The sequence below is a fragment of the Paenibacillus sp. sptzw28 genome (assembly GCF_019550795.1).
GTDB lineage: Bacteria > Bacillota > Bacilli > Paenibacillales > Paenibacillaceae > Paenibacillus_Z.
On record NZ_CP080545.1, the window covers coordinates 822,501 to 847,138 of the forward strand.

26 protein-coding genes, 2 rRNA genes and 1 other annotated feature (1 of these 29 only partly in view) are annotated in these 24,638 nt (G+C 50.1%); of the genes, 27 read left to right on the forward strand and 1 reads right to left on the reverse strand.

Going from position 1 to position 24,638, the window contains the following annotated elements; all coding sequences use genetic code 11:
* The 9 genes from KZ483_RS03760 to pssA all read left to right on the forward strand — a co-directional run.
* Positions 1-958 (forward strand): 23S ribosomal RNA (locus tag KZ483_RS03760); it begins 1,965 nt to the left of the window's first position.
* 135 nt (positions 959-1,093) lie between these two features.
* Positions 1,094-1,210, forward strand: a 5S ribosomal RNA gene (rrf, locus tag KZ483_RS03765).
* Positions 1,211-1,575: 365 nt separating this feature from the next.
* The gene (locus KZ483_RS03770; protein WP_220351429.1) at positions 1,576-2,037 is read left to right on the forward strand and encodes a CtsR family transcriptional regulator; all 462 of its coding nucleotides are present in this window, start codon (positions 1,576-1,578) and stop codon (positions 2,035-2,037) included.
* 44 nt (positions 2,038-2,081) lie between these two features.
* Positions 2,082-2,603 carry a protein-arginine kinase activator protein McsA gene (locus tag KZ483_RS03775; protein ID WP_220351430.1) on the forward strand — a complete coding sequence of 174 codons (522 nt, stop codon included), beginning with the start codon at positions 2,082-2,084 and terminating at the stop codon, positions 2,601-2,603.
* A gap of 28 nt (positions 2,604-2,631) precedes the next feature.
* The gene (locus KZ483_RS03780; RefSeq protein ID WP_258881526.1) at positions 2,632-3,711 is read left to right on the forward strand and encodes a protein-arginine kinase McsB; all 1,080 of its coding nucleotides are present in this window, start codon (positions 2,632-2,634) and stop codon (positions 3,709-3,711) included.
* A 2-nt stretch (positions 3,712-3,713) separates the two neighbouring features.
* Positions 3,714-6,167: an ATP-dependent Clp protease ATP-binding subunit gene (locus tag KZ483_RS03785; protein ID WP_220351432.1), complete on the forward strand. Its 2,454-nt coding sequence runs from the start codon at positions 3,714-3,716 to the stop codon at positions 6,165-6,167.
* A 189-nt stretch (positions 6,168-6,356) separates the two neighbouring features.
* Positions 6,357-7,724: a DNA repair protein RadA gene (radA, locus tag KZ483_RS03790; protein WP_220351433.1), complete on the forward strand. Its 1,368-nt coding sequence runs from the start codon at positions 6,357-6,359 to the stop codon at positions 7,722-7,724.
* Between the two features lie 12 nt (positions 7,725-7,736).
* Positions 7,737-8,813 (forward strand): DNA integrity scanning diadenylate cyclase DisA, encoded by a 1,077-nt coding sequence (gene disA / locus KZ483_RS03795; protein WP_220353248.1) that lies wholly within the window; start codon positions 7,737-7,739, stop codon positions 8,811-8,813.
* Between the two features lie 209 nt (positions 8,814-9,022).
* On the forward strand, positions 9,023-9,781 hold the full coding sequence (pssA, locus tag KZ483_RS03800) for a CDP-diacylglycerol--serine O-phosphatidyltransferase (protein ID WP_220351434.1): 759 nt from the start codon (positions 9,023-9,025) through the stop codon (positions 9,779-9,781).
* Positions 9,782-9,902: 121 nt separating this feature from the next.
* Here pssA and KZ483_RS03805 read toward each other — a convergent pair whose 3' ends face one another.
* Positions 9,903-10,298: a nucleoside triphosphate pyrophosphohydrolase family protein gene (locus KZ483_RS03805; RefSeq protein WP_220351435.1), complete on the reverse strand. Its 396-nt coding sequence runs from the start codon at positions 10,296-10,298 to the stop codon at positions 9,903-9,905.
* A gap of 189 nt (positions 10,299-10,487) precedes the next feature.
* Between KZ483_RS03805 and KZ483_RS03810 the strand changes: the two genes are divergently transcribed.
* The 18 genes from KZ483_RS03810 to KZ483_RS03895 all read left to right on the forward strand — a co-directional run bounded on the left by KZ483_RS03810 (position 10,488) and on the right by KZ483_RS03895 (position 24,343).
* Positions 10,488-11,579: a PIN/TRAM domain-containing protein gene (locus KZ483_RS03810; protein WP_220353249.1), complete on the forward strand. Its 1,092-nt coding sequence runs from the start codon at positions 10,488-10,490 to the stop codon at positions 11,577-11,579.
* A gap of 76 nt (positions 11,580-11,655) precedes the next feature.
* The gene (gene ispD / locus KZ483_RS03815) at positions 11,656-12,360 is read left to right on the forward strand and encodes a 2-C-methyl-D-erythritol 4-phosphate cytidylyltransferase (RefSeq protein ID WP_220351436.1); all 705 of its coding nucleotides are present in this window, start codon (positions 11,656-11,658) and stop codon (positions 12,358-12,360) included.
* A 5-nt stretch (positions 12,361-12,365) separates the two neighbouring features.
* Positions 12,366-12,851, forward strand: coding sequence for a 2-C-methyl-D-erythritol 2,4-cyclodiphosphate synthase (ispF, locus tag KZ483_RS03820; RefSeq protein ID WP_220351437.1), 486 nt, complete (start codon positions 12,366-12,368; stop codon positions 12,849-12,851).
* A 38-nt stretch (positions 12,852-12,889) separates the two neighbouring features.
* Complete coding sequence (gene gltX / locus KZ483_RS03825) at positions 12,890-14,344, forward strand: glutamate--tRNA ligase (protein WP_220351438.1); 1,455 nt, start codon at positions 12,890-12,892, stop codon at positions 14,342-14,344.
* Between the two features lie 492 nt (positions 14,345-14,836).
* Entirely contained in the window at positions 14,837-15,505 is a 669-nt protein-coding gene (gene cysE / locus KZ483_RS03830) for a serine O-acetyltransferase (RefSeq protein ID WP_220351439.1), read from the forward strand.
* Complete coding sequence (gene cysS, locus KZ483_RS03835) at positions 15,502-16,908, forward strand: cysteine--tRNA ligase (protein WP_220351440.1); 1,407 nt, start codon at positions 15,502-15,504, stop codon at positions 16,906-16,908. The genes cysE and cysS overlap by 4 nt, the downstream gene beginning before the upstream one ends.
* Positions 16,893-17,321, forward strand: a complete 429-nt coding sequence (locus KZ483_RS03840; protein ID WP_220351441.1) for a Mini-ribonuclease 3 — start codon at positions 16,893-16,895, stop codon at positions 17,319-17,321. The genes cysS and KZ483_RS03840 overlap by 16 nt, the downstream gene beginning before the upstream one ends.
* Before the next feature lie 99 nt (positions 17,322-17,420).
* Positions 17,421-18,176, forward strand: a complete 756-nt coding sequence (gene rlmB, locus KZ483_RS03845; protein ID WP_220351442.1) for a 23S rRNA (guanosine(2251)-2'-O)-methyltransferase RlmB — start codon at positions 17,421-17,423, stop codon at positions 18,174-18,176.
* Between the two features lies 1 nt (position 18,177).
* The gene (locus KZ483_RS03850; RefSeq protein ID WP_220351443.1) at positions 18,178-18,699 is read left to right on the forward strand and encodes an NYN domain-containing protein; all 522 of its coding nucleotides are present in this window, start codon (positions 18,178-18,180) and stop codon (positions 18,697-18,699) included.
* A gap of 289 nt (positions 18,700-18,988) precedes the next feature.
* A complete protein-coding gene (gene sigH / locus KZ483_RS03855; protein WP_220351444.1) occupies positions 18,989-19,639 on the forward strand; it encodes an RNA polymerase sporulation sigma factor SigH in 651 nt (216 codons plus the stop codon).
* 328 nt (positions 19,640-19,967) lie between these two features.
* A complete protein-coding gene (gene rpmG / locus KZ483_RS03860; protein WP_183604319.1) occupies positions 19,968-20,117 on the forward strand; it encodes a 50S ribosomal protein L33 in 150 nt (49 codons plus the stop codon).
* Positions 20,118-20,137: 20 nt separating this feature from the next.
* Entirely contained in the window at positions 20,138-20,347 is a 210-nt protein-coding gene (gene secE / locus KZ483_RS03865) for a preprotein translocase subunit SecE (RefSeq protein WP_220351445.1), read from the forward strand.
* 29 nt (positions 20,348-20,376) lie between these two features.
* Entirely contained in the window at positions 20,377-20,910 is a 534-nt protein-coding gene (gene nusG, locus KZ483_RS03870) for a transcription termination/antitermination protein NusG (RefSeq protein ID WP_220353250.1), read from the forward strand.
* Between the two features lie 98 nt (positions 20,911-21,008).
* Positions 21,009-21,434 carry a 50S ribosomal protein L11 gene (gene rplK, locus KZ483_RS03875; protein ID WP_189000521.1) on the forward strand — a complete coding sequence of 142 codons (426 nt, stop codon included), beginning with the start codon at positions 21,009-21,011 and terminating at the stop codon, positions 21,432-21,434.
* A gap of 131 nt (positions 21,435-21,565) precedes the next feature.
* On the forward strand, positions 21,566-22,258 hold the full coding sequence (rplA, locus tag KZ483_RS03880; RefSeq protein ID WP_220351446.1) for a 50S ribosomal protein L1: 693 nt from the start codon (positions 21,566-21,568) through the stop codon (positions 22,256-22,258).
* 13 nt (positions 22,259-22,271) lie between these two features.
* Positions 22,272-22,435, forward strand: a sequence feature (ribosomal protein L10 leader region).
* Between the two features lie 61 nt (positions 22,436-22,496).
* Positions 22,497-22,994 carry a 50S ribosomal protein L10 gene (gene rplJ, locus KZ483_RS03885; protein ID WP_258881527.1) on the forward strand — a complete coding sequence of 166 codons (498 nt, stop codon included), beginning with the start codon at positions 22,497-22,499 and terminating at the stop codon, positions 22,992-22,994.
* 65 nt (positions 22,995-23,059) lie between these two features.
* Complete coding sequence (gene rplL, locus KZ483_RS03890) at positions 23,060-23,422, forward strand: 50S ribosomal protein L7/L12 (RefSeq protein WP_220351448.1); 363 nt, start codon at positions 23,060-23,062, stop codon at positions 23,420-23,422.
* A 318-nt stretch (positions 23,423-23,740) separates the two neighbouring features.
* The gene (locus tag KZ483_RS03895) at positions 23,741-24,343 is read left to right on the forward strand and encodes a class I SAM-dependent methyltransferase (RefSeq protein WP_220351449.1); all 603 of its coding nucleotides are present in this window, start codon (positions 23,741-23,743) and stop codon (positions 24,341-24,343) included.
* Positions 24,344-24,638 lie beyond the last annotated feature (295 nt).

A 24,638-nucleotide genomic window follows, 5' to 3' on the forward strand; every position in this document is an offset into this window, starting at 1 on the left:
CGAAATTCCTTGTCAGGTAAATTCTGACCCGCACGAATGGCGTAACGACTTGGGCGCTGTCTCAACGAGAGATCCGGTGAAATTTTAATACCTGTGAAGATGCAGGTTACCCGCGACAAGACGGAAAGACCCCATGGAGCTTTACTGCAGCTTGATATTGGACTTTGGTACGATCTGTACAGGATAGGTGGGAGCCTTGGAAGCCGGAGCGCCAGCTTCGGTGGAGGCATCGTTGGGATACCACCCTGATCGTATCGGAGTTCTAACCTGGTACCGTCATCCGGTACAGGGACCGTGTCAGGTGGGCAGTTTGACTGGGGCGGTCGCCTCCTAAAATGTAACGGAGGCGCCCAAAGGTTCCCTCAGAATGGTTGGAAATCATTCGTAGCGTGCAAAGGCATAAGGGAGCTTGACTGCGAGACCTACAAGTCGAGCAGGGACGAAAGTCGGGCTTAGTGATCCGGTGGTACCGCATGGAAGGGCCATCGCTCAACGGATAAAAGCTACCCTGGGGATAACAGGCTTATCTCCCCCAAGAGTCCACATCGACGGGGAGGTTTGGCACCTCGATGTCGGCTCATCGCATCCTGGGGCTGAAGTAGGTCCCAAGGGTTGGGCTGTTCGCCCATTAAAGCGGTACGCGAGCTGGGTTCAGAACGTCGTGAGACAGTTCGGTCCCTATCTGTCGCGGGCGTAGGAAATTTGAGAGGAGCTGTCCTTAGTACGAGAGGACCGGGATGGACGTACCGCTGGTGTACCAGTTGTTCCGCCAGGAGCACCGCTGGGTAGCCAAGTACGGACGGGATAAGCGCTGAAAGCATCTAAGCGTGAAGCCCCCCTCAAGATGAGATTTCCCAATTCGTAAGACCCCTGGTAGACGACCAGGTTGATAGGTTCGAGGTGGAAGCGCAGCAATGCGTGCAGCTGACGAATACTAATCGGTCGAGGGCTTATCCTACGAACGTTCACCTGAACGTTCACTTCGCACGCTGCTCCAGGTTAACGTAAGACTAAAGGGGTTTCACAACTGTTCGTATCCAGTTTTCAAGGCGCAACCGCTTTGAACTGATTTTTGACGCAACCAAAAATCCTGTTTGGTGGCGATGGCGGAGGGGAACCACGCGTTCCCATCCCGAACACGACCGTTAAGCCCTCCAGCGCCGATGGTACTTGGACCGCAGGGTCCTGGGAGAGTAGGACGCTGCCAAGCACGAGAAACCGACTGCATTTTGCAGTCGGTTTTTTGTTGTTTCAGTTTGAGGTTCAGTCACCTTGCACATCAAGTAAAATGTTTCGGTATATATAATATTAAGGTAATTAACTATATGACCGACAAGGGCGGTCTTACCTGGAAAACCGGAGTCATAAACTTCGGTTTATTTATCAGGTATAAATGAGCCATATCCGCCAAAGCTAATAAAGGAGTAATCAGCTATCCGCTTGACCTTTTGGGAAAATTGCGTATAATAAAATTAAAGTCAAAGAAAGTCAAAGTCAATTTGACTAAATACTTTGACATTTTGATTTTACGGCTTATTAGCCGTTGTTGTTTGGCAACTTAGGGAGGTTGGCGAAATGCGCAACATTTCCGATCTCATTGAGCAGTACTTGAAGCATATGCTACAGGAAAGCCCCGATGGCGCGGTTGAATTGCAGCGGAATGACTTGGCGGACCGGTTCTCTTGCGTTCCATCGCAAATCAATTACGTAATCAGCACCCGGTTTACGTTGGAAAAAGGCTATTTTGTCGAGAGTAAACGAGGCGGCGGCGGATATATTAGAATTCAACGCGTCGAACTCCCTACGTTAACTGCAATTCAGGGACACATTGCTCAGACAATCGGCGACCAGGTGGATCAGTGTGCTGCGGAAGGGCTTATTTATCAACTGGAGGAATCGCAGCTTATATCGAAACGGGAGGCAAAGCTGCTTCGTGCCGCGATATCCCGTGAATCGATTGCTGTGAAGCTTCCCCTCCGTGATGAAATCCGAGCGAGGCTTCTGAAAGCGATGCTTATAACGCTGCTCGTCAAGTGAAGCTGCGCGAGTTGTGGCCTTTGTAAGAGGAGGGATAGTACGGAATGCTTTGTCAGGAATGCGGCAAGAAGCCGTCTACACTTCATTTTACGAAAATTGTGAATGGAGAGAAAACGGAGTTTCACATTTGCGAATCATGCGCACGAGAAAGAGGAGAAGGAATTCCGGGTACTGCCAATGGTTTTTCGATCCACAGTTTATTATCCGGACTCCTCGACTTTGAGCCTGGCAGCGGTGTAAACAGCTTTGGCGCAAAGCCGCAGCAGTTGCGTTGTGAGAAATGCGGCCTTACCTACACCCAGTTCAGTAAGATGGGGCGGTTCGGCTGCAGTAATTGTTATACGCAGTTTGGCAGTAAGCTTGACCCTATACTCAAACGCGTGCATGGCAATTCCATGCATATCGGAAAAATTCCGAAACGCACCGGCGGACAAATCCAACTTAAGCGTGAGATCGAGGAGCTAAGGCGGGAATTGCAAAATCGAATCGAACACGAAGAGTTCGAGAACGCGGCGCAAATACGCGACCGGATTCGCGAGTTGGAGCAAAAAGTCGCAGATGCCTAAGCCGCGCCAATGGAAGGAGGAGTCGGTTTTGTCGAAGCGATCTTTTGTAGAAGAAGCATTAAGCGAGTGGATGAAAGGTACCGGTCCCGATTCGGATATCGTTATTAGCAGTCGGATCCGCATCGCCCGCAATCTCCGCAGCAATCCTTTCCCGCTTCTCGCTACCAATCAACAGGCGCGGGATGTAATGGATAAGCTGACATCTGTCGCTGCTTCAGGTAAACTAGATGAAATCGGCCGTTTCGAGACGATCGAGCTAGCTGACTTAAATGAGCTCGAACGAAGAGTTCTGGTCGAGAAGCATTTAATCAGTCCCAACCTTGCGAATGAATCGCGGTGCGGGGCGGTTATCCTGAGTGAGAACGAATCAGTCAGCATTATGGTTAATGAAGAGGATCATTTGCGGATTCAATGCCTCTATCCGGGCTTTCAAATTAAAGAAGCTTGGGAATTGGCAAGCCGCATTGACGATAGCTTTGAAGAAGTGACCGATTATGCTTTTGACGAACGGCGAGGTTATTTGACAAGTTGTCCGACCAATGTCGGTACGGGCATTCGTTCTTCGGTCATGATGCATCTGCCTGGCCTTGTGCTGACTCAGCAGATTAATCGGATATTGTCGGCTATTACGCAGGTAGGGCTGGCGGTTAGGGGAATTTACGGAGAAGGCAGCGAAGCGCTGGGGAATCTGTTTCAAATATCGAACCAGATTACGCTCGGCCAATCCGAGTCTGAAATTATCGAAAATTTGCACAGCGTCGCCAAACAAATCATCGAACACGAGCGGGCGGCAAGGCAGCGTATGCTGGAAGAGTCGCAGGTGCGGCTTGAGGACCGGGTATTTCGCTCCTATGGGATTTTGTCGCATGCGACTATTATGGATACTAAGGAAGCGGCACAGCGGCTCTCAGATGTCCGTCTTGGCGTGGATTTAGGGTTAATCGAAGGTGTGTCTCCGCAAGTGATGAATGAAATGATGGTATTGACGCAGCCCGGTTTCCTCCAACAGGTGTTCAATGAAAAAATGAGCCCTGAACAGAGAGATATCAGGCGTGCGGAACTTATACGACAGCAGTTACAAAGTAAATCCGATCATGGGGGTGTGTGAACATGATGTTTGGAAGATTCACGGAACGTGCACAGAAAGTGCTTGCATTGGCACAGGAAGAAGCTGTTCGTCTTGGTCACAATAATATCGGCACAGAGCATATTTTACTCGGGTTAAACCGTGAAGGGGAAGGCATCGCGGCGAAAGCGCTGATCGGGCTGGGCCTTAGCCTTGAGAAGATTCAGGATGAAGTCGAAACTTTGATTGGCCGCGGTCAAGAGCAGCCGACGAATATTGCCTATACGCCGCGCGCGAAGAAAGTGATCGAATTGTCAATGGATGAAGCGCGCAAACTGGGACACACGTATGTAGGTACCGAACATATCCTGCTCGGCCTCATCCGCGAAGGGGAAGGCGTTGCGGCCCGTGTGCTCAACAATCTTGGAATCAGTCTGAATAAAGCTCGTCAGCAGGTGCTACAGCTGCTTGGCAGCAGCGAAGCGGTGTCGAGCAGCCACGGCGCTCCGGCGAATGTGAGTACACCAACGCTTGATGGGCTCGCACGGGATTTGACTTCTTACGCTAAAGAAGGCAACCTCGACCCGGTAATCGGACGGAGCAAAGAAATTGAACGCGTCATTCAAGTGCTCAGCCGCCGGACTAAGAATAATCCGGTGCTTATCGGTGAGCCTGGCGTCGGTAAGACCGCTATTGCCGAGGGCTTGGCGCAGAAAATCATTGCCGGCGAAATTCCTGAGACGCTTCGCGATAAACGCGTTATGACGCTCGATATGGGTTCTGTCGTTGCGGGCACCAAGTACCGCGGTGAATTTGAAGACCGCTTGAAAAAAATCATGGACGAGATTCGGCAGGCCGGGAACATTGTTCTGTTCATCGACGAGCTGCATACGCTCATCGGGGCAGGCGGAGCCGAAGGCGCAATCGATGCATCGAATATCTTGAAGCCGGCCCTTGCACGCGGCGAACTGCAATGTATTGGTGCGACGACGCTTGATGAATACCGTAAATATATTGAGAAGGATGCCGCTTTGGAGCGTCGTTTCCAGCCGATTACGGTCGATCAGCCGACGCCTGAAGAAGCGATCCAAATTCTGCACGGGCTGCGCGATCGATATGAAGCGCATCACCGAGTCAAAATTACAGACGAAGCGATCGAGCAAGCGGTGAAGCTGTCCGACCGTTACATCACGGATCGTTTCCTGCCCGACAAAGCGATCGATTTGATTGATGAGGCCAGCTCGAAAGTACGCCTCAAATCATACACGGTACCGCCTAATCTTAAGCAGTTGGAAAACCGCCTTGAGGATATCCGTAAGGAGAAGGACTCGGCAGTTCAGAGCCAAGAGTTTGAGAAAGCGGCAGCGCTTCGCGATACCGAGCAAAAAATTCGCGAAGAGCTCGATGTAACGAAGAATCAATGGAAAGAAAAACAGGGGCGCACCGATTCCGAAGTAACTCCGGAAGATATTGCGCAGGTGGTCGCAAGCTGGACTGGAATTCCTGTGAGCAAGCTGGCGGAGGAAGAAACGCAGCGTCTGCTTAAGATGGAGGACATTCTTCATGACCGGGTAATCGGTCAGGACGAGGCGGTTAAGGCAGTATCCCGCGCTATTCGCCGGGCTCGCGCCGGGCTGAAGGATCCGAAGCGGCCGATGGGCTCGTTCATCTTCCTCGGGCCGACCGGTGTCGGGAAGACGGAGCTCGCACGTGCGCTGGCTGAAGCGATGTTTGGCGATGAGAATGCAGTTATTCGCATCGATATGTCGGAGTATATGGAGAAGCATTCGACGTCGCGACTTGTCGGCGCTCCTCCCGGGTATGTCGGTTATGAGGAAGGCGGGCAGTTGACCGAGAAAGTACGCCGCAAGCCGTATTCGGTCGTCCTGCTTGACGAAATCGAGAAGGCCCATCCCGAAGTGTTCAACATCTTGCTCCAGGTGCTTGAGGATGGCCGTTTGACGGACTCCAAGGGCCGTGTGGTTGATTTCCGCAATACGCTCATCATCATGACATCCAACGTCGGGGCAGACCAAATCAAACGCAATACGTCGCTTGGCTTTACAGCGGCGCAGGATGCCGGACGCGACTTCAATATCATGAAAGATAAGGTATTGGCTGAACTCAAGAAAAGCTTCCGTCCGGAGTTCTTGAACCGGATTGATGAGACAATCGTATTCCATTCGCTCGAACAGGAGCATATCGCGCAAATTGTGACGCTTATGTCCGACGAGCTTCGTAAACGGCTGCGCGAGCAGGAAGTCGACTTCTCACTCACAGACTCCGCCAAAGCGTTTCTGGCTAAGGAAGGGTTCGATCCGCAGTACGGTGCAAGACCTCTTCGCCGGGCGATTCAGAAGCACATCGAAGACCGTTTGTCCGAGGATCTGCTGCTTGGTAACATCTCCAAAGGAGATACGCTCACGATTGATGAGAAAGACGGCGGGTTGACGGTTACGCACACCCAGCCGGTTGCCGGAGAACCTGCAACAAAGTAATAGATGTATAGTTTTTCCCTTGCATAAACTCCCCCTGAACGCTGTAAAGCGGAATCGAGGGAGATTATGCAAGGGTTTTTTGCTTTTAGACAGGAAACCGGGTAGGTCGGTAAATGCATAGAGGGTTTATCCCGCCCGGTATAAATGGTAAACTTTCATTGAACCCATATTTGTTATAAGGAGCCCTTCATGGCAAAACTTAAAATAAAGTTCGCATGTACCGAGTGCGGAAATGAATCGCCAAAATGGCTCGGAAAATGTCCGGGCTGTGGATCCTGGAATACGATGGTCGAGGAAAAGGAAACGGTGGTGAAGACCGCAGGTATGAGTTCGCCGCTTATTCAGATGAAAGAAAAGCCGCGTTCAATCATACATATAGATAACGGTCAGGAGCAGCGCATCGAGACAACGCTTCAGGAGCTTAACCGTGTCCTTGGCGGAGGCGTCGTTCCGGGGTCGCTGATCCTCGTAGGGGGCGATCCGGGAATCGGCAAATCGACGCTGCTGTTGCAAACGTCGCATGCACTCGCATCCATGGCGCTGACTGTGCTCTATATTTCCGGCGAGGAATCGGTACGGCAAACGCGGCTGCGGGCAGACAGGCTGGGTGCGCTCACTGAATCGTTATACGTGCTGTGCGAAACCAACATGGAACAAATCAATGATGCAATCGAATCCGTACAGCCGGATTTTCTCGTGATAGACTCTATCCAGACCGTTTACGATCCGAACGTGCCTTCCGCTCCCGGGAGCGTCTCTCAAGTGAGGGAATGTACGGCGCACTTCATGAGGGTGGCCAAGATTAAAGGCATCGCAACCGTGCTTGTAGGGCACGTTACCAAGGAAGGGGCAATAGCAGGGCCGAGGCTGCTGGAGCATATGGTAGATTGTGTTCTCTATTTTGAAGGAGAACGGCATCATTCTTACAGGCTCCTGCGGGCGGTGAAGAACCGGTTTGGCTCAACCAACGAAATCGGAATCTTCGAAATGGGTGAGCTCGGATTGCGGGAAGTAAGCAATCCTTCGGAGCTATTCTTATCCGAACGGCCGCTCGGCGTCTCGGGGTCAACCGTTGTCGCGAGCATGGAGGGAACGCGGCCTGTCTTGGTAGAGCTTCAGGCCCTTGTGGCAACTACGAATTTCCCATCCCCGCGCCGGATGTCGACGGGTTTCGATCATAATCGAATGGCGCTCATCATTGCGGTACTGGAGAAAAGGATGGGAATGTTCCTGCAGACGCAGGACGCATATTTAAATGTGGCTGGCGGTGTGAAGCTGGATGAACCGGCTGTCGATCTGGCGGCTGCGGTCAGCATTGCATCAAGCTTTCGGGATGCGCCAACCAGGCCGTTCGACGTCGTATTCGGAGAAATCGGTTTGACCGGCGAAGTACGTGCCGTTTCACGAGCGGAGCAAAGGGTAAAGGAAGCGCATAAGCTTGGATTTAAACGGGTAATTATGCCGGAGAAGAGCTTAAAGGGCTGGAGCCCGCCTTCCGGCATTGAAATTATCGGAGTCGAGACGGTCTCAGAAGCCCTCTCGGCAGCTTTCGGATAGAGGGGGCAGATGATGAAGGAGCCGAATCAATTAGAAATTATGAACCAGCTGCTGCAAATGGTTGCGCCTGGCACGGCTTTTCGGGAAGGACTGGATAATGTACTCCGGGCCAAGACCGGAGCCCTGATCGTCGTAGGCTACAGTCCGGAAGTGATGGAAGTGGTGGACGGCGGATTTTCCATCAATTGCGATTTTTCCCCCAATTATTTGTACGAGCTTGCAAAGATGGACGGCGCCATTATTTTGAGCGAAGATCGCAAGCGCATTTTGTATGCCAATACTCAGCTTATCCCGGACAGTTCCATTTCATCGATTGAGACGGGCATTCGTCACCGGACCGCTGAGCGCGTGGCCAAGCAGACCGGCAAGCTTGTAGTATCCATTTCTCAGCGACGCAACGTCATTACATTATATCAGGGGCAGCTGCGTTATTCGCTCAAGGAAATGGGCGTAATATTAACCAAGGCGAATCAGGCGATTCAAACGCTGGAAAAGTATAAAGCGGTTCTTAACCAGTCGTTCACCAATCTCTCCGCTCTCGAGTTTGAAGAACTCGTCACTTTGCATGAGGTGGCCCATGTTATCAAACGGGTGGAAATGGTAATCAGGGTAAAAATGGAAATTAAACGCTACGTAAACGAGCTTGGAACGGAAGGCAGGCTCATCAGCATGCAGATGGAGGAGCTCGTCGGCGGCGTTGAAGAGGAAGCTTGGTTTCTCATCAAGGACTATGCCAAGGAAGCGCAGGAGGAGAAAATCCGTGATATTCGCGCCGGAATTCGCAAACTCAGCTCCGACGAACTGCTTGATCTCACACAAATAATTAAGCATCTGGGTTATACCGGCATGAGCATCGCTTCCGAAGAAATGGTAGCCCCAAGGGGGTACAGACTTCTCAGCCGAATTCCGCGTTTGCCTGCCGTGATCATGAATAATTTGGTGGACCGGTTTGAAAATTTACCGCACATATTAATGGCGACGATCGAAGAATTGGATTCCGTAGACGGAATCGGCGAGGTCCGCGCCCGGGCCATAAAAGAGGGACTCAAGAGGATTCAAGAACAGATGTTCATTGACAGACATATTTAAATCCCATACAATGTGAGAATGCGGACATTCGCTCGGTTCTTTCGTACAGTGATTGGAAGAATCTTTCACCGTCGCAAAGACGGCACAGAACTTGGGCGCATGGTTCACCGTTAACGATTGCGTTAAGGGTGCAGGCCGTTTTCTTGCCGTTTGCCGTTATTACTGCAATAAGTGGTTTTGGGGCATAGTAAAGATGAGGTGGAGCAAAAATGATTACAAAGTCGATACCGAGTCTTTTTACGGTGGCGAATCTATTTTTAGGTATTGTCGCCATCATTCTCGTGTTTCCTGACAACGCAAAACCGGAAATAGCCGCGATGATGGTAATTATCGCGATGCTGATGGATGGGGTGGATGGCCGTGTAGCTCGCGCGCTGAATGCGCAAAGCGAGTTCGGGAAAGAGCTGGATTCACTTTCCGACGTTATCTCGTTCGGAGTCGCACCGGCTTTTATTATGTATAGCGTAGCATTCCAAGAGCTTAATGCGGCAGTTGCCTGGATTATAACGGCGCTGTTTCCGATATGCGGGGCGCTTCGGCTTGCCCGGTTCAATGTTATTTCTGGCATGCCGGGATATTTCATCGGGCTGCCGATTCCAGCTGCCGGGGGCGTACTGGCGACGTTGGCGCTCTTTCATAATGAAATCGTCATACCTGTATTGATGGCCAGCACGCTTGTTCTTTCCTTTCTAATGGTAAGCACCATTAAGTACCCGAATTTCAAGAAGCTAGGCATTCCCAGAAATGCAGTCTGGGTTGTTCCCATTATTGTAGCTGTAGCAGTTGTCTTGGGCATTCTGTTTCCCCACCATTTGTCTAAAATCATCTTCATCCCGCTTGTACTGTACGCACTTTACGGCCTAAAAAAAAACGTTGATAGGCGTCTCCCTTTTTCAGGACGGAAGCGCAAGCGGCGTAAAGAAGCACTGTTGAATGAAGAACCGATTCCTTCTGAACACAGTGCCTAAGGAATAAAAATGAAAAACCGCACGGTCTATCCGATAAGGGATAAGCCGGGCGGTTTTTTTGAATTATTATCACTGTTACTTTGATTGTTCTATATCTCTACCGTAAAACGAATAAGCGGCGCTAGGTTAGGTTAAATAAGCCAAGGGTATTACATTTACCGGACTCGTGCGCGACGACATCATCGAGCTGAATATCGAGCAGGTTGCACATCGCGGACATGTAAAAGAGGTTACGTCCGAGCTCGTTTTTAATGGCGTCTCTGCAAAGCTCGCAGAGATGACCATTGATGTGATGGTGAAGCGCGATTTTCGCCTGTTCAAGATTAATCTCGTCTGTAAATTCCTGTTTTCGGGCATTTAGTTCGATACAACCGCATTCCGTAACGGATTTGGCAACGGCGCGATTAACGGAAGCGCCGGACTGGCCATATTTCGACAAAACATCAAGCAAGCTGCGATGACGCAGCAGCAGTTCGGATACTTGCTGCTGAAATTGCTCCAACGTTGGGGCGCTCATCAATTCCACCTCATTTCTGGAATGGCAGTGCTATCCTTATTATAAGCTTCGCCGCCCCGTATTTCAAAACCGATTTTCCTGAATTGTCCACTTTACTCCCTTCGTTAATAAATTCTAATGCTTTCCTCGTCCTCTACGATTAACCAGTGAAAAATTGGAACATAATTGTAATGGAGGTGGATTTATGTGATGAAACGAATAATTCAAACGATTGGTTTAGTCTTTGGCGGCGTATTTGGCGCACAAGTGCGCGATTGGATGAATGCGGGTATGTTATGGAACGATTCGGCTTATGGATCGCTTCAGCAATCCGGAAGTTACTACATGAATGTCGGCATCGGAGCTATATGCGGACTCGTGGCCGCGTCCGTATTGGCGGCCCCGCTTATGCGCTGGATGCAGTATGCTGCCGATCGGGTATCGGCTGCGCCGACAGGAGAATTATTATCGGGAGCCGGCGGTCTGATGGTAGGACTGGCTTTCTCTGCACTTCTGTATCCGGCAGCCTCGGGTTTACCTGGTGCCGGTGCAATTGTTCCGATCGTCCTGACCTTATTTTGCGGCTATTCCGGCATGCGGATAGGTCTCAGTAAGAGAACGGAGTTAACGGAGAGTCTGGCATCTCTTGCCCAGACCCGGGCTAAATCGTCACTCGCGTCAGAAGACAGCAGCTACGAGGAGCACAAAATATTGGATACAAGCGTCATAATTGACGGCCGAATCGCCGATATTTGCAAGACCGGATTTATTGAAGGCACACTTGTAATCCCGGAGTTTGTGTTAGAGGAACTTCAGCATATTGCCGATTCCTCAGATCTGCTTAAACGCAATCGTGGCCGGCGCGGGCTTGATATTTTGAACAAAATTCAAAAAGAGCTTGATGTGAGAGTGCTTATTTACGAAGGCGAAATGGAGGAAGGCGAAGTCGACAGCAAGCTCGTCAAGCTCGCTAAGGCGCTCCATGGCAAAGTCGTCACGAATGATTTCAATCTTAACAAAGTGTGCGAGCTGCAGGGAGTCTCGGTGTTGAACATCAACGATCTTGCCAACGCGGTCAAGCCGGTTGTGCTGCCGGGCGAAGAAATCGTCGTACAGGTCATCAAGGACGGTAAAGAGCACGGGCAGGGCGTCGCATATCTCGACGACGGAACCATGATTGTTGTTGAAGGCGGCCGCGACTATATAGGCTCGACCATGGAGGTGCTTGTGACGAGCGTTCTCCAAACTTCCGCAGGCCGAATGATTTTTGCCAAACCGAAATTATTGGAAAAAGCGCTGTAACACGGTATGATAGTAATCGGATGACGCTCGCGCAGGTGCGCGTAGCGTCGAAGTTTACAGCGAGGCGGTAGAGGGCATGTATGCAGCAAAGGCCGAATGGGGCGTCGTCGTCGTGGCGGCGGGTCGGGGAACTCGAATGGGGACCGCGGAGAGCAAGCAGTATTTGCTTTTACGGGACAAGCCGGTCGTTATTCACACGCTTGAACTGTTTAATGCGATGGATGAAGTGGCTGGGATAGCGCTTGTTGTCGGCAATGACGATGTTGCGCGTTGTGAAGCGCTTGTGCGGCAATACGGGCTGGGCCGAAAGGTGATAGCGGTACTGGCCGGAGGCAGCGAGCGCCAACATTCCGTCCGCGCAGGCTTGCGTTCACTGCAGTACGAGTGGGTCATGGTGCACGACGGCGTTCGCCCATTGGTGACGCAGCAAGCCGTAAGAGCTTGCATGAATGCCGCACTGAACACGGGTGCGGCAGTGCTTGCCGTACCGGTGAAGGATACGATCAAGCAAGTGAATGAAGCCGGCGTTATTGTGGCCACGCCGGACCGTCGAAGCTTGTGGGCGATTCAAACGCCGCAAGCTTTTCGTCGTTCCTTGCTGCTCGAAGCGCATGAGAAGGCAGCGGCGGAAGGCTTCGTCGGAACTGACGATGCGATGGCCGTAGAACGTCTGGGTGTCCCGGTAACGGTCGCTGAGGGAGATTATACGAACATTAAAATCACAACCCCCGAGGATTTGCCTTGGGCCGAATTTTTACTTGCCAGCCGTGAGAGGAGCTGAGACATATGTTTCGAGTCGGACAAGGCTTTGATGTCCACCAGTTGGTGGAGGGACGTCCGTGCATTATCGGCGGAGTTACGATTCCCTATGAGAAAGGACTGATAGGACATTCCGATGCGGATGTACTGCTTCACGCGATAAGCGATGCCGTCCTTGGGGCGCTCGGACTCGGCGATATCGGTAAACATTTTCCCGATACGGATCCGGCGTTCAAGGATGCCGACAGCTTGAAGCTTCTGAAGCATATCTGGAAACTGGTGAAAGAACGCGGCTATAAGCTCAGTAACGTCGATTCAACGATTATCGCGCAGCGGCCCAAGATGGCGCCATACATAGGGCAAATGGTTGAAATTATTGCAGATGCGCTTGAGGCGGAGGAGCTCTCGCAGGTAAATGTCAAAGCAACGACGACGGAGCAGCTGGGCTTTACCGGACGGGGCGAGGGAATTGCCGCGCAATCGGTTGTCTGTCTCGTGAAGGTTGTGCTATGATCGGTTGAACACGTAAAGTCGGAAGGAGTTTGGGTAACATGTCAGAAATAAGGGTCCGCTATGCGCCTTCACCAACAGGGCACCTGCATATCGGCAACGCGAGAACGGCCTTATTCAATTACTTGTTTGCACGCAGCCGCGGGGGCAAATTTATAATACGAATCGAAGACACCGACGTTAAACGCAACGTTGCAGGCGGCGAGGAGAATCAGTTTACCTATCTGAAATGGCTTGGTATCGAGTGGGACGAAAGCATCGACGTAGGCGGCGGTTATGGGCCGTATCGACAAACGGAGCGGCTGGACATTTATCGGGAATACTGGCAGGACCTTGTCGATCGCGGGCTGGCATACCGGTGTTACTGTACCGAAGAGGAGCTTGAGCAGGAGCGGGAGGAGCAAACGGCCCGCGGCGAGATGCCGCGCTACTCTGGCAAGCACCGCAACTTGACCGAGGAGCAGTGCAGTGCTTTCGAAGCTGAAGGACGTATTCCAAGCATTCGTTTCCGCGTGCCCGAGGGCAGGACGTATACATTTGAGGATATCGTGAAAGGTGAAATAAGCTTTGAGTCGGATGGAATCGGCGACTTCGTTATCGTCAAGAAGGATGGCATTCCGACCTACAACTTTGCAGTTGCACTGGACGATCACCTTATGGCAATTAGCCATGTATTACGGGGAGAAGACCATATTTCCAATACGCCGCGCCAGCTGATGATTTACGAGGCATTCGGCTGGGAACCTCCAAAATTCGGTCATATGACGTTAATCGTGAACGAAAACCGCAAGAAACTAAGCAAACGGGATGAGTCGGTCGTGCAGTTTATCGAACAATACGATGCGCTCGGATACTTGCCGGAAGCGTTGTTTAATTTTATTACGCTGCTTGGCTGGTCGCCCGAAGGCGAACAGGAAATTTTCACGCGTGACGAACTCATTCAGGTTTTTGATCCATCCCGTCTGAGCAAGAGTCCCGCTGTATTCGATACGAACAAGCTGAGCTGGATGAACAATGAATATTTGAAAAAAGTCGATCTTATACGGCTTGTCGATCTGTGCGTACCGCATCTGCAGAAAGCGGGACGTTTAGCGGAGGTTCTTGACGAGAGCGAGCGGGCATGGGCAGCCGATCTGATTGCCCTTTATCAGGATAAGCTGCGCTACGCTGCCGAAATAGTTCCGCTCACTGAATTGTTTTTCCACACGGAAGTATCGGATGAGGAAGAAGCGAAAGCCGTACTTGCAGAAGAACAGGTTCCTGCTGTTCTGGAAGCTTTCGCACAGCAGGTAGCGGCGATTGGCGAGCTCGAAGAGGAAGGTATCAAAGCTGCTATTAAGTCCGTGCAGCAATCTACCGGTTTCAAAGGGAAACAGCTGTTCATGCCGATCCGTGCAGCATTGACGGGACAGACGCACGGGCCGGACCTTAATCGGACGATCGCTCTGCTTGGCAAGTCTAAAGTTGAGCAGCGGATACGCCTCAGATTGGGTTAATGTTCATACTTGTCAGTTTTTCGACAGTCAGCTATACTTGAAGTACCTGTTTTATTAGATATCGGTCATAAGGCTTAGATCAGGACCGTTCATTTCTTAAGGAATGTTTCAGAGAAGGCGACCTTTCAAACGGAGCCGCGTATGCTCTTGTGCACGCCGGTTGTCCGCACGATTGGGTGCGAGTCGCTCATTCCGTGAAATGCAGCATTGCACCTGGGAGCCGCACATCCGATCCGCATAGGCCATCTGGCATGATTGCGGGGTAGGATGCGACGAATGGGTCCGCGTTAAGGACTTAAGAGACGGGAGTCTTGTCGAACGCTTTCGACGCTCCCAAGCAGAGTGGAACCGCGTCCGCACGCCTCTGCAGCCATAGTGCTGCAGAGGCTTTTCTGTATTTGTGCCGGTTCATCAGGTGAGCCTGCAGCTCTTACCGTTGTTCTCTGCATTAATATGCGAGCGGATAGAGGAAGTTGGAGAGGAGTCTTGTCTATGTTTCGCCATATTAAGTCCGATATTGAGACCGTGCTCGATAATGATCCCGCGGCCCGCAGCAAATTTGAGATTGTCTTCACCTATTCGGGGCTGCATGCCATTTGGGCACATCGCATTGCGCATCGCTTTTATAAAAAGCGGTTATATACGATCGCGCGCATGATTTCGCAGATGAGCCGCTTTTTTACGGGAATCGAGATACATCCGGGCGCGAAGATCGGGGACCGTCTGTTTATCGATCATGGTATGGGAATCGTCATTGGCGAAACATGCGAAATCGGCAACAACGTCGTCATTTATCAAGGCGTTACGCTTGGCGGAACCGGCAAGGAGAAAGGAAAGCGCCATCCGACGATTGGCAACAACGTCGTTATCGCTTCGGGCGCAAAAATACTGGGATCCTTTACAGTCGGGGACAATGTAAATATAGGCGCCAACTCCGTTGTGCTTCGCGAGGTGCCTCCGAACAGCACGGTCGTCGGAATCCCCGGAAGAGTCGTTAAGCGTAACGGTGAACGTATCGGCGACCGGCTGGATCATACGCAGCTGCCCGATCCCGTCGTGGAGATGCTGCGAGTGATGCAGAAGGAAATCGAGGATCTTAGATCTGAGCTGGAGCATGCACGGCAAAAGGAAGCTATTGCTGGAGGAGATGCGAGAAAATGAGTTTGCACATTTATAATACAATGTCGCGTAGCAAAGAAGAATTTAAGCCGCTTGAACCGGGCAAAGTGAAGATGTATGTTTGCGGACCGACAGTCTACGATTATATCCATATCGGAAATGCGCGCCCCGTCATTTTTTTCGACGTAGTGCGCCGTTACCTGGAATCGGGTGGATATGAGGTGAATTACATCGTAAACTTTACGGATGTTGACGACAAGCTGATTCGCAAGGCGGAACAGCTTGGCACGACTGTGCCGGAAGTGGCCGAGAAATTCATTGACGCATTCAACAGCAATATTGAAGGGCTGGGCGTTCACCGGGCAACGATCAATCCGCGAGTGACCGATCATATCCCGGAGATCATTGCTTTTATCGAAGGCTTAGTGGATACCGAATATGCATATGAAAGCGGCGGGGACGTTTATTTTCGCACGAACAAGTTTAAGGACTATGGCAAACTGTCGCATCAAAATATGCAGGAGCTTCAGCTCGGAATTCGCATTGAGGTGGATGAGCGTAAAGAAAACGGTCAAGACTTCGTCCTATGGAAGGCGGCCAAGCCAGGGGAAATCTTCTGGGATAGCCCATGGGGAGCGGGACGTCCGGGATGGCATATCGAATGCTCGGCCATGGCCCGCAAATATCTCGGCGACACCCTCGATATTCACGGAGGCGGCCACGATTTGCAATTCCCACACCATGAATGTGAAGTGGCGCAATCGGAGGCGTTTACCGGTAAACCGCTGTCGCGCTACTGGATGCATAATGGATATATACACATAAACAATGAGAAGATGTCCAAATCGCTCGGAAACGGAATTACCGTGAACGAACTGCTGAAGCGGGTGAAACCGGCTGCCATTCGTTATTTCATGCTGTCCACCCATTACCGGAGTCCGTTGAATTTTAATGATGAAACGATCGCTCAGGCAGAGAATAGTGTAGAGCGGATTTCCAATTGCTACGGTAATCTGCAGCACCGTCTGGCGGTGGCGATAAGTGCCGATCCTGAAGGAACTGCGCTGCTCACCAACCGGGTTCAGGAGATAGAAGCTCAATTTCATGCGAAAATGGACGACGACTTCAATACGCCTGATGCAATTACGGCACTCTTTGAGCTGGTGAGCGAAGCCAACCAATATCTGCAGCGGCCTGTCGTTTCGTCAGAAGGCGTACAGCTGCTGATCGACGCTGTCGAGTCGATGGACCGAGTACTAGGGCTGCTCCCGCAGCCTCAGGAAACGGGTTTGGTTGATTCGGAGATCGATGAGCTCATCGCCCAGCGCACGGAAGCCCGCACGAACAAAAACTGGGCACGCGCCGATGAAATCCGCGACATGCTGGCCGCACAGGGCATTGTTCTGGAGGATACGCCTCAGGGCATTCGATGGCGGCGCAAATGATGGAACAGGGAATATGGTTTCATCCGCCGACCAAGCCAACGAATTTAATTAATCCGGTTGTACTCGCTTATATGGGTGATGCGGTTTTTGAGATGCTTGTCCGGCAATATCTGGTCGGGCAGGAGAATCATAAGTCCCATCATCTGCATCGTCAGGCAACGCAGTTCGTATCTGCCAAAGCACAGTGTGCATTGCTGGAGAAGTGGCAGCCGCTATTGACAGAGAAGGAAGCGGAGATCGTCCGCCGGGGCCGCAACGCCAAATCGGGAACGCCGCCGAAGAATGCGGACCCGGCCGATTATCGGCAGGCTACGGCCCTCGAATGCCTGGTGGGCTATTTATATTACGAAAAGCGGCTCGACAGGCTGTATGAACTAATGGCGGTAGCTTTTGAGGGGCAAAATTCTGAATAAGTTAACAGTTGCTTACGATGCTGCGTTTTCTCACGAAAACGCCTGGTTTATGCTTACGATGCTGCGTTTTCTCACGAAAACGCCTTAGGAGGACAACAAATGAATGAGCAGGAAAGCCAAGAAATAATTGCCGGCAAGCATCCTGTCATGGAAGCTTTGCGCTCAGGACGGGAAATTAATAAAATATGGATCGCAGAGCAATCGCAAAAAAACGCTGCGCCGATCATTGCTGAAGCTAAGAAAGCCGGCATCATTGTGCAATTTGCGGATAAGCGCAAGCTTGATCAAATGGCTGAAGGCGTGCCTCATCAAGGAGTGGTCGCTCAAGCAGCCGCTTATCGATATTTTGAATTGGACGAGCTGATCGAGAAAGCCCGGGAGGGCGGACAAACCCCATTCCTGCTGCTGCTTGACGAGATAGAAGATCCGCATAATCTAGGTTCGATTTTAAGAACGGCCGAATGTACTGGAGTGCATGGGGTCGTTATTCCGAAGCGCCGATCCGCTTCTTTGACGGCAACGGTATCCAAAACCTCCGCGGGAGCAGTGGAGTATGTCCCCGTCGCACGCGTCACCAACTTGGCGCAAACGATCGATAAACTCAAAGATGAAGGAATCTGGATTGCAGGTGCCGATGTTGGGGCGCGGCAGGACGTTTACGAATCCGGAACAAATTTCGATCTCCCGCTCGCGGTCGTCATCGGCAACGAGAGTAAAGGGATCGGTCGTCTTATCCGCGAGAAGTGCGATTTTCTCGTGAAATTGCCGATGATTGGACAGCTTAATTCGCTCAACGCATCTGTAGCGGCGGGCGTACTTATGTATGAAGTGGTGCGGCAGCGTCGGAGCCGCTAGTATGCAACGGCGTGATGATATATTGCTTGTTGACGGTTACAATATGATTGGCGCTTGGCCGATGCTGTCAGTATTGAGAGATACCGGTTTGGAGGATGCGCGCGATAAACTGCTTGAAATGCTCGCTGATTATCAGGGCTTCACGGGTTTATCTATCATCGTTGTGTTCGATGCGCATCAGGTTTCGGGAGTCGGATCAAAGTACAATCAAAATCGTGTAACCGTCGTGTATACGAGGGAAAAGGAAACCGCTGATGCATGTATCGAGCGGCTCACATCGGAATTGGCGATGCGAAGCCGCCACTTATACGTCGCCACATCCGATCTGGTCGAGCAGCATGTGGCTTTCGGGAAGGGTGCGCTTCGTCTTTCGGCACGGGAACTTTTAATCGATATTGAGCAGAACCGTAAAACCATCGAACGGACTTTGAAGAGTACCACCAATCAAAGAAATGAACTTGATAATAATATCAGCTTGGATGTAAGGACAAAGCTTGAACGTTGGCGCAGGGGGCAGTCTTGACCGTTGCGCTTTATCATAAATGAATGGTATATTGATGATAAGTATATGTTATATAAGTTCACAAGACCTCGTATCGATTCATCGACGGACCCCGGTTTCAGCACTAATAAACGAACATTTAACCCGAAGTTTATTTGACGTCCCAAGGTTACATAATGTATACTGGGTCTATGTTTCAGAACGGGAAATGGTATTTTGCGGAATATGCTAGATTCAAGTTTATATCGAAAAACGAATGCATTCTGATTTATTTGCGTAATGCATGCCTTTCGAGCCGGAGGGATTGTTCGTGAGCATCGACCTCAAAGAGTGGAAAACGCTGAACTATGACTGCAGAACGGACGAAGACGTTGTAGAAGCGGTTCGTGAAGGTGACGGCGAAGCGCTGGAGCATTTGATCAACAAGTACAAAAACTTTGTCCGTGCCAAAGCGCGTTCCTATTTTTTGATCGGGGCAGACCGTGAGGACATCGTTCAAGAAGGCATGATAGGGCTTTACAAATCGATTCGTGATTTCAAAGGCGACAAGCTTGCGTCTTTCAAGGCGTTTGCGGAGCTTTGTATAACACGGCAGATTATTACCGCCATCAAGACGGCGACCCGTCAAAAGCACATCCCCCTTAATTCGTATGTTTCTTTGGACAAGCCTATCTATGACGAGGATTCCGATCGGACATTGCTTGACGTCATATGCGGTACGAGAGTTTCGGATCCGGAAGAACTTATCATCAACCAGGAAGAATTCGTCGGTCTCGAGGATAAAATGTCCGAGATACTAAGTGATTTGGAACGAAAGGTCCTGATGCTTTATCTCGACGGACGCTCCTACCAGGAAATAGCGGTAGATTTGGATCGGCATGTTAAATCGATTGACAATGCTCTTCAGCGGGTGAAACGAAAGCTTGAGAGATATTTGGAAGTGCGAAATATAAGCAACTGAGTTTCATTATTTACAAGGAGCCTCTCAAGGCTCTTTTTTTATGGATTGCAAAATGCGGGTTTAAAAGGCATTCATTTGGTTGATAATGGGTGGTGCGGATCGGTATTTCGTTTTTTTGTGCTGCGAACTTAGGGATGCATTGCGGGAATGAGTAAGCGCGTAATATAAGGCTATTTACTCAGTTTTTTGTTGACACACCCTATTGCTTGTGATAAAGTGTTTCAGGTAGCCCTAAATAGGTCTTTTTTATGATGGGTTCTGAATCAATCCGGTTCCACATACAGGGTTCAATTTTTTTATTTATGGTTAGTTCGGGAGGTGTACGGCAATGCGGGTAATTATTACGTTGGCTTGCACAAACTGCAAACAAAGAAACTATGCTTCCAGCAAGAACAAACGGAATCACCCCGACCGCATCGAGATGAAGAAGTTCTGCAAGTTTTGTAACGAGCATACTCCTCATCGCGAGACGAGATAGGTCAATATGGAGGTGTGGAAGTGACATTTTTAGCTAAGATGAAGCAAAGCTTCGGGTCGACGTTTTCCTTTTTCTCCGACAGCTTCGCAGAACTGAAGAAAGTCCGTTGGCCAAGCCGTAAAGAGTTGACAAGCTATACTCTTGTTGTCGTAGTGACGATTATAGCTGTAACAATTTATTTCTGGGTACTTGACATCGGCATTTCCGCATTGGTCGAACTGATCGTTTAAGAAGGGGCCAAGGGTGGCTTGTTATGGAAATGGAAAAAAGATGGTATGTTGTTCATACTTATTCAGGGTATGAGAACAAAGTAAAAGCAAACCTGGAGAAGCGTGTTGAATCGATGGGCATGGAGGACAAAATCTTCCGTGTGCTGGTTCCGATGGAAGAAGAAGTGGTAAACAAGGACGGCAAGAAGAAAACCGTCATGCGTAAAGTTTACCCCGGATACGTTCTTGTGGAAATGGTTCAAACCGACGACTCCTGGTATGTTGTGCGCAATACGCCTGGTGTGACTGGCTTTGTCGGGTCCACCGGTTCCGGTTCGAAGCCGACAGCGCTGCTGCCGGACGAAGTAGAACAAATTTTGCGTCATATGGGCATTGATGAGCCGAAGCCGAAGATCGAATTCGATTTGAAGGAAACGGTGCGCGTCAAAGTCGGTCCTTTTGCTGATTTTGTCGGTACGGTAGAAGAGATTCTGCTGGATAAGAGCAAGCTGAAGGTGCATGTGAACATGTTTGGCAGGGAAACCCCGCTCGAGCTCGATTATACTCAGGTGGAGAAGATATAATCCGGTTTCCGGAGCCGCCCCCAGGGTGGCAAATTGGTCGTGTGCAATTTTTGAGTTGACACGGCTGAATGGATTATTTGGGCAAGGAGGTGTGCAACATGGCAAAAAAGGTCATCAAGATGGTGAAACTGCAAGTTCCTGCAGGCAAAGCGAATCCGGCTCCGCCTATCGGTCCGGCACTCGGTCAAGCAGGCGTAAATATCATGGCGTTCTGTAAAGAGTTTAACGCTCGTACAGCCGACCAAGCCGGTTTGATTATTCCGGTAGAAATTTCCGTATTTGAAGACCGTTCGTTCACGTTCATCACGAAGACTCCACCGGCAGCGGTTTTACTTCGCGTTGCAGCGGGGATCGACAAGGGATCAGGTGAACCGAACAAGAAGAAAGTCGCTACCGTGAAGCGTTCGAAAGTTCGTGAAATCGCGGAGCAAAAAATGCCTGACCTCAACGCGGCTTCGGTCGAAGCGGCTATGCTCATGGTTGAAGGTACAGCGCGCAGCATGGGCGTTGTAATCGAGGACTAATTCGATTAAAGCTGTGCTTGATGACACGCCAGAGAGCGTTGTCTGATTGGCGGAACCTGGTTTCCGCCTGAGTGGGAGGATCTCCGCTATGGAAGGTTTTCCGTTAATACCACACAAGGAGGAGAATTTTAATGGCTAAGCACGGCAAGAAATATCAAGAAGCTGCCAAGCTTATTGACAGCGAAGCGACGTATGATTCACTGGAAGCTATTGAGCTTGTAAAGAAAGCGGCGACTGCCAAGTTCGACGAATCCGTTGAAGTTGCCGTCCGTCTCGGCGTTGATCCGAAGAAACAAGACCAAGCGGTGCGCGGCGTTGTTGTTCTTCCGCACGGCACTGGCAAAACCAAGCGTGTTCTCGTTTTCGCGAAGGGCGACAAAGCCAAAGAAGCGGAAGCGGCAGGCGCGGATTATGTCGGCGATGCTGACATCATTAACAAAATCCAACAAGGCTGGTTCGAATTCGACGTTTGCGTCGCTACTCCGGATATGATGGCTGAAGTTGGTAAGCTCGGTCGTATACTCGGTGGTAAAGGTCTCATGCCGAACCCGAAAGCGGGCACCGTAACGTTTGACGTTTCGAAGGCAGTCCAAGAGATTAAAGCCGGTAAGATCGAGTACCGTCTTGACAGAGCAGGTCAAATCCATGCGCCAATCGGTAAAGTGTCGTTCGACTCAGAGAAGCTGAACGAGAACCTACGTACGCTTATCGAAGCACTCAACCGTGCTAAACCGGCTGCGGCTAAAGGCATTTACCTGCGAAACATTGCCGTTTCTTCGACAATGGGTCCTGGCGCACGTGTTAACGTTGCAGCTTACCGTTAAGAGAAACGACGCTGATAATCGAATATGCATACCGTAGACAGTAGGTGCCGCGTGGCTTAATTTCCTACCGAGGTGTTATGATAAACGTGTTTGTGCGCTTATGGCCCTTGCGGCCAAAGTGATTAACGGACCATCATGGCCTTCGCAATGTCTGCGAGGGCCTTTCTCATGCACCGGGGAGGAAGGTTCCGTCGCCAGCAAACGGGATGTCCTAGAACTTAAACGGGAGGTGTACAGTTTGGCAAACGCAAAAATTATCCAAAGCAAACAACAAGCGGTTGATGAGATTACGTCGAAGCTTCGCGAATGCTCTTGCACTGTTGTAGCAGACTATCGCGGACTAAACGTGAAGCAAGTTACAGAACTTCGTAAACAACTTCGCGAAGCGGGTATCGAATTTACAGTGTTGAAAAATTCACTTGTACGTCGTGCCACTGCAGGTGCGGAGCTGACGGAATTGGATGCGGCTTTGACCGGTCCTACCGCAATCGCATTCAGCAAAGAGGATGCAGTAGCTCCTGCTAAACTATTGAGCGACTTCGCTAAGAAGAATGATGCGCTCAAGTTGAAAGGCGGCATCGTTGAAGGCCAAGTAATGAATGCGGATCAAATCAAAGCGATCGCGGATCTTCCGTCGCGCGAAGGCTTGCTCTCCATGCTCCTCAGCGTTCTTCAAGCTCCTATGCGCAACTTCGCACTTGCGGTTAAAGCCGTTGCGGAAAAGCAAGAAGCGTAATACCCGTATCGGCTAAGCCGAACAGCTACAACAAAAAAACTAAAACTAATTTTGGAGGTTCAACCATGAGTAAAGAACAAATCTTGGAAGCCATTAAAGGCATGAACGTTCTTGAACTGAACGATCTCGTGAAAGCAATCGAAGAAGAATTCGGCGTAACCGCTGCTGCTCCTGTAGCAATGGGCGGCGGCGCTGCCGCAGCTGAAGTTGAAGAGCAAACTGAATTCGACGTTATCCTTAATAACGCTGGCGCATCGAAAATCAACGTTATTAAAGTCGTTCGTGAAATCACGGGTCTTGGCCTGAAAGAAGCGAAAGATCTTGTTGACAGCGCACCGAAGGCAGTCAAAGAGAAAGTGGCTAAAGAAGAAGCCGAAGCTGTCAAAGCTAAGCTTGAAGAAGCAGGCGCTGCAGTAGAAGTGAAGTAATTTAGCCTCATTTGCATAGTAGCGAACCCCTTGAAGCTTTTGCTTCAAGGGGTTCGCTTTATTGATGATAGCTGGAAGAAGCATATCCAAGAAGTCGCAGAAAACTAAGAGTATGCTTCCGAAGCAGTTTTCTGCTAATCAACGAAGCATGTCCAGGAAGACGCAGAAAACTAAGAGTATGCTTCCGAAGCAGTTTTCTGCTAATCAACGAAGCATGTCCTGGAAGACGCAGAAAACTAAGAGTATGCTTCCGAAGCAGTTTTCTGCTAATCAACGAAGCATGTCCTGGAAGACGCAGAAAACTTTAGGAGGGACATAATGTCGGATCACTACTTTACACGAACCCCTGACGTCAAGCATAACCGTCAAATTCATGAGACGACACTTCGTGGGTTTAAGCTGCGTTTTATGACGGATGCCGGTGTATTTTCAAAATCCGGCATCGATTTTGGCAGCCGCATTCTTATCGAATCGCTGGAATTAAAGGTGGATGCGCGTGTGCTGGATGTTGGCTGCGGTTATGGTCCCATTGGAATCTCGGCGGCTAAATTGGCCCTGAATGGTCACGTAACCATGATCGACATTAATGAGCGGGCCGTGCAATTGGCCCAAGAGAATGCAAAGCTTAATAATGTATCAAATATAACCGTTGTACAAAGTGATTTGTACGATCAAGTGGATGGTCAGAAGTTCGATGCCATTATTACTAACCCTCCGATAAGGGCGGGGAAAGCGATAGTTCATCGCATTTTTGAAGAAGGCGTGAAGCTGCTTGAACCAGGGGGCTCGATGTGGGTAGTCATTCAAAAAAAGCAAGGGGCACCATCCGCGGAAGCAAAGCTGGAAGAAGTGTACGGTCAGGTAGCAGAAGTAACAAAAGATAAAGGTTACCGCATTTTCCACGCTGTTAAGCATGAATAAAAAATGTTGAACATTTTATTGACTCGACTTCGTCGATGTGATATCATTATAAAATGTCAGTATTAAAATGGGCTAAATCTCTTTAGTCAACTAAAATGTCAAGCGCTATTTTGATGAATAAAAACGGCGCAATTGACGTATAATGTTTACATTTTGGGCAAAATTACTTGGTATGGGACTTTTTGGCTTTGTGCCCAAAAAGCAGCTGACGGAAACATGCTCTTTTTTCGAATTATCGATAAGGGCTTTTCTTTATTCATTCGTGAAAGATTGAGAAAATTCCTTCTTTCAAAGA